The sequence below is a fragment of the Helicobacter sp. 13S00482-2 genome (genome assembly GCF_002272795.1).
Lineage (GTDB): Bacteria > Campylobacterota > Campylobacteria > Campylobacterales > Helicobacteraceae > Helicobacter_J.
In genome coordinates this window covers 1-4,815 of sequence record NZ_MLAT01000035.1, presented here as the reverse complement: position 1 = coordinate 4,815, position 4,815 = coordinate 1, and the positions used below count along the sequence as shown (strand labels likewise).

The following is a 4,815-nucleotide window of genomic DNA, read 5'->3' as shown; positions in this document are numbered from 1 at the left end:
TAGATGCACAAGATAATCCAAAAGAGGTTTTTTCTATCAGATGGAAGCGTGTTTTTAAAACAGTTGAAAGTCTTGAAAAAAATATCAAGAAACAGGTTGAAGTAGAGCAATAGATGGATTTTGATATCTTTTCATCACAAAATATTTTAAAAACTTTCATAATGATGATTGCTTTTTTAGTGGCTATCATTGGACATGAAATTATATGGATATAGAGAAGCTATGTTCAAAAAATATGGGAAATATACGATGGTTTCGCAATCCTATCAACGGTTCAAAGATGATTCTTCGCGAACATACAAGCAGAATTCTACGATTGAGTATTTACATATTTTGAAGAAAGATTAGGGTGGGTTTGAGGTTCTAGGAAGGGAGGAGGGTGATAAATTGCTGTTGAGAAGCTTTGGTAAAAATATTAAAATAACCCTAATTATTAAAAGTAAAGGATAAGAAATGTTACAAATAGATATGGGAACAGCAGTAGCAGCAGTGATGTTAATTACGCCTATAATTCAAGTTATTGCAATGATTTTAATTTTTAGAAAACTAAATAACACAGAAGATTATTTTTTTTCTTCTCTTCATGAATGCGGTTTATTGGCATTTTTCACAACAATAATAATAGCTTTTATCTCGGGAATTATAATAGCATTTATAGTATTTTCTGGACTTTTTAAAGGTTAAGAGTACCTGTAATGATTTATAGGATTTTTTACTCCCCAAACAAATATAAGAAACACTTCTTCTTGAAATCAATTAAAAGCTCCATTAAGCTCTTAATAAACCTCAAAGAGGAAAATCCAAAGCCAAGCTAAGGATTTTTAAAATACTTAAAACATTTTGATAATTGTCCCAATTGCTCCAATAGCAGCAATAGCAATTCCAACAAACCAACCGATGATGGAATATTTAAAAGATTTTATTTTATCATCGAAGCTTTGAGATATTGTTTCCTTGATAGCTTGTCTTAATTCAGTTCCAACCTTTGCAATATCCTGCTTGAGTTCAGTCCTAACATCAGCAATATCTTGCTTAAGCTCAGTTTTGACATCAGCAATTTCAGTTCTGACTTTTTGAATATCAACTTTGACTTCAGTGAATTGCTTTTCAACATCAACTTTGAAATCCACAATATCTTGCTTAAGCTCAGTTTTGACTTTTTCAACATCAACTTTAACCTCAGCAAATCGTTTTTCAATTTCAGTTTTAACTTCGGCGATTTGCTTTTCCAAAACAGCTCTGACTAATCCTAAATCTGATTTGGTTGCAAACTCTTTTTTAAGTTCAGAACTGACCTCATAAATAATACCGCTAATCTTTCTATTAACCGTATCGATAACCATTTGACTCTCAGTACCTAAAATTTCCTCCAAACAGAACACAACGATGTCCCTGTCTCTTTTTTCTTTAAAGCGAGTATCGATGGCCTTATACATTTCATCAGTCAATCTATAGGGTAGTATTTCCATCGTTTCTCCTTTATTTTCTTTAGTGCATTGTATCATAATTTAGTCCTTTTGATTAATATCTTGATCTAGTTGCAATTCTTGGTATAAGCCTACAATTCTGATGTGATAATCCACTTCTTCTTTAAATTGAGTAGCTTCCATTTTTCTCCACAACTTAAGTAATTCTTCATTGCTTAATCCCTGTAATTTTTCTTTTAAGTCTTCATTTTCTTGCAAATCAATAAAGTGCTTTAGATTATTCGAGTGAATTACAGATAGATCTTTTTGTGAATTTTCTAATTTTAAAAACTCTCTTTCTATGGATAAGATACCCCTAATCAAGACAGTTTTTTTGTTATTAAAAAGAAGCACAGCAGTATCATCAATGGTGCTATTACAAAAATCCATTGTAGCAGGAGAGCTTAGAAAAACATACAAGCCATCAACTGAGTTTTTTATATCCTCTTTAGATTTTATATCTTTTTGAGGACATCTAGCTTTTTCAAAAATGCTATAATCATTAAAAGCTCCATATAGATTTATCTTGATATTCTCTTGTACAATCTCCTTGGCTTCTTGAAGGTTTTTAGCTTCAATGTAATCCAATACCTGATCATTTTCAACTTCAGTATCTTCAATATCAAAAGTTCGACCTTCACTTGTGGTAACTATAAACTCTTTCATCTTTTTGTCCTTTTTTATGATTATTCAAAAATTTCATGTTCATTAAAAGCACCATACTAAGTTTTTTAAAGCTCGTGATGCTTTTATACAGTGAGGTGTCTTTTTAATTATTTTTTATATTTTATAACAACGCGATCAAAGATTTTTAAACAAGTTGGATTCCTTAGAATATACTCTGCAACCTCTTCTTTCGTATTTTTATCTATTTTTAAAAAATAGGAACTACCAAATTCCCTATCATCTCTTGTGTGCACGACCCATTTAGCATCTATGGATTCTGGGTAATCTATAAGGATATCGGGCTTTTCATTTTCATTATAATTCTCAAATCCTCTTTCATATCCTTTTCTAAAACTTTCTATAGTTTCGATGTCAAACATTTCACACCCATTTATTTTATAAAAATAAATATCCAAACATTCAAACGCATTCTCTGTTTCTGCGACTATCTCTTTAAGCGGTCCTCTTTCTAAAATTTTATAAACCTTATTCATCTTTTTGTCCTTTTTTATTGTTATTTTCATTGAGATTTATAATCTCCTTTTCTAATTTTTAGTCTAATTTAAAGACCAAAAAACCACTACTTGGAATTTCTTTATTTCCAATAATCTCAAAACCTGAAAATCTAAATGAGTCAATTAAATCCTCATTGCTTTTAGTTTCAATTTCCTCTAGAAGTTCTTTTGCTATTTCAAATAAATTATGTTTCTTACCTCTATAGTATTCAACAGATTCTTCATATCCTTTAATAACTGTTTCTTTGACAAAAACCATAAGAAGGTCTAATGTCTCAAAATGTTTGCATTTAGAATATGGAAAACTCTCTAAGTAATCTTTTGCGTCTTTCAAATCTATATGTTTCAGTGCAAAGTCAAAAAATTGTCTTTTAATATATTCATGTGCATCTAGTTCTGAAAAAGTTTTAAACTCTGTTATGAACCATTCTAGTAATCTTTCTCTTTCTAGATGATCTTCAAGTTTTGGCCATTCTAGTAATCTTTCTCTTTCTAGATGATCTTCAAGTTTTTGCCATTTCTTGTTAAAACATACCCACCATATATTTCTTTTATCATACAAATAGGTGTAGTCGCAATTAAGTTGTTCTCTAAAATACAAAGAGTTCTCAAAATGAATTGGTTTGCATTGATCCCATTTTATAATATCAGGATCAAAAAAGCTTCTTCCTGATATGAAAGGATCAAAAAGAGGAATTTTTTTATTTGTTCTGTCAATATCTCTATATGTGAACAAACTAACGTCTTTTTGTCTTCTATTAAGATCTGTTATGCCGTTTTTCCCTGTTATGAGATGCTCTTTTGATTCATCTGGATATATATCCTTTTCCAAAGTCCATATCTCTCCTAATGCGATAAGCTCTTTTAACTTACTAGCAGAACTGTAGTGTTCTATTAAGAGTGAACCTAAATCAAAACCATCATGTCTGCATCTAGTAAAATCTACACTATTGTCACTATTTTCTATTGCTATAAATGCCTTACTTGCCATTTTTATATTCTCCTGATTAATAAATTTCTTCTTTGATTTTTTTGATGGATATTCCATCACCTACACTGACCAAAAAACTTTCTTCCTTAGTAAGCTTCTCGTAACTTCCTCCTACATACTTATGGCAATTTTCTCTAATAACAAGAGAATTGTCATTGATGTAATAAGTGATGTCTTGATCGTCATCTTTAAAATAATAAGCATAAACATTTTTATCACCAGTAATAGGATTGGGAGTTTCTTGTTTTCGCATACATTTTGGATTTTTCCTAAAATGAAGCAAAACACTAGCAAATACTCTATTTGGAGTTAACTTTGTTTCCATTGTTATCTCCTTGATAGCTCAATATTGCAACCACTAAATTGATTGCTAAATGCTATAGAATATTTAGAAGCACTTGAAAAATTATTTTTATTCTGGCACAATTCGCTTTGGTTTGTTTTTATTGTTCCTATTCCAAAAATAAGGACAGGAATGAGCAAAACAAACGTTAGTTTGTATTTTTTCATAAAAAATCTCCTTGAATTTTAGTAGAAAATCTACTAAACGTAGGAGAGAAGATTAAGCAGTATTATCCCCATCTAGGATAAGTGTTTAAACTTCTCCCAGAGTAGGGCGGTGATAACTGTCAGATAACTTATTTTTTATACATACTAAATTTCATAGATCTTGTTAGATCATACGAAAGGTATATACAATAAATAATCATCTAAGAAGTCAAAAGACTCCATTCTCTTTAAAGATTCCCATTAAATCACCCCAAGTGTTACTGTAAGAATAATCAGTTTTATTAAACGTCAATCCTCCAATAAAGAGAAAAGTGTTTAAGTCTTCTAGTTCCTTACAAGTAAATACATTTTTGAGTAACTTATTTAACGATTTTTGTGCTCTAAAAAGACGATCGTAACTTCTTTGACTATTATCACTCATAATAAAAGCTAAGTATTGGTTAGTATAATCTGGATATAAAAAATCTCTCTGATACCATCCTTCATTAGCCTTTCTTAACAGTGTTGTAAGTTTTTTAACAACAAATTCTTCAGTTGGTCTCATAAAATCTCCTTTGAAATAAAAATATTCTAAGGAATAGACTATTCACCCTATTGGGATAAATAAAAATCTATCCCAAACGTGGGCTACAAAAACAATTGAGAAGTCAAAAGACTCCACTAAAAA

At 30.2% G+C, this 4,815-nt stretch carries 9 protein-coding genes; 2 read left to right on the top strand and 7 right to left on the bottom strand.

Features of this window, described 5'->3' with window-relative positions:
• Positions 1-189: 189 nt before the first annotated feature.
• Positions 190-348, top strand: coding sequence for a hypothetical protein (locus BKH42_RS09600; protein WP_219349857.1), 159 nt, complete (start codon positions 190-192; stop codon positions 346-348).
• Between the two features lie 105 nt (positions 349-453).
• Entirely contained in the window at positions 454-684 is a 231-nt protein-coding gene (locus tag BKH42_RS08890; protein ID WP_095296248.1) for a hypothetical protein, read from the top strand.
• Between the two features lie 146 nt (positions 685-830).
• Here the strand turns inward: BKH42_RS08890 and BKH42_RS08885 are convergent, their stop codons facing one another.
• The 7 genes from BKH42_RS08885 to BKH42_RS08855 all read right to left on the bottom strand — a co-directional run bounded on the left by BKH42_RS08885 (position 831) and on the right by BKH42_RS08855 (position 4,692).
• The gene (locus BKH42_RS08885; protein WP_095296247.1) at positions 831-1,505 is read right to left on the bottom strand and encodes a hypothetical protein; all 675 of its coding nucleotides are present in this window, start codon (positions 1,503-1,505) and stop codon (positions 831-833) included.
• Positions 1,506-1,508: 3 nt separating this feature from the next.
• A complete protein-coding gene (locus BKH42_RS08880) occupies positions 1,509-2,132 on the bottom strand; it encodes a hypothetical protein (protein WP_095296246.1) in 624 nt (207 codons plus the stop codon).
• Between the two features lie 107 nt (positions 2,133-2,239).
• A complete protein-coding gene (locus BKH42_RS08875; RefSeq protein ID WP_143428609.1) occupies positions 2,240-2,626 on the bottom strand; it encodes a hypothetical protein in 387 nt (128 codons plus the stop codon).
• A gap of 58 nt (positions 2,627-2,684) precedes the next feature.
• Positions 2,685-3,638: a hypothetical protein gene (locus tag BKH42_RS08870; protein WP_143428608.1), complete on the bottom strand. Its 954-nt coding sequence runs from the start codon at positions 3,636-3,638 to the stop codon at positions 2,685-2,687.
• Positions 3,639-3,654: 16 nt separating this feature from the next.
• Positions 3,655-3,963, bottom strand: a complete 309-nt coding sequence (locus BKH42_RS08865) for a hypothetical protein (protein ID WP_095296243.1) — start codon at positions 3,961-3,963, stop codon at positions 3,655-3,657.
• A 2-nt stretch (positions 3,964-3,965) separates the two neighbouring features.
• The gene (locus tag BKH42_RS08860; protein ID WP_095296242.1) at positions 3,966-4,148 is read right to left on the bottom strand and encodes a hypothetical protein; all 183 of its coding nucleotides are present in this window, start codon (positions 4,146-4,148) and stop codon (positions 3,966-3,968) included.
• Between the two features lie 208 nt (positions 4,149-4,356).
• Positions 4,357-4,692, bottom strand: a complete 336-nt coding sequence (locus BKH42_RS08855; RefSeq protein WP_095296241.1) for a hypothetical protein — start codon at positions 4,690-4,692, stop codon at positions 4,357-4,359.
• Positions 4,693-4,815 lie beyond the last annotated feature (123 nt).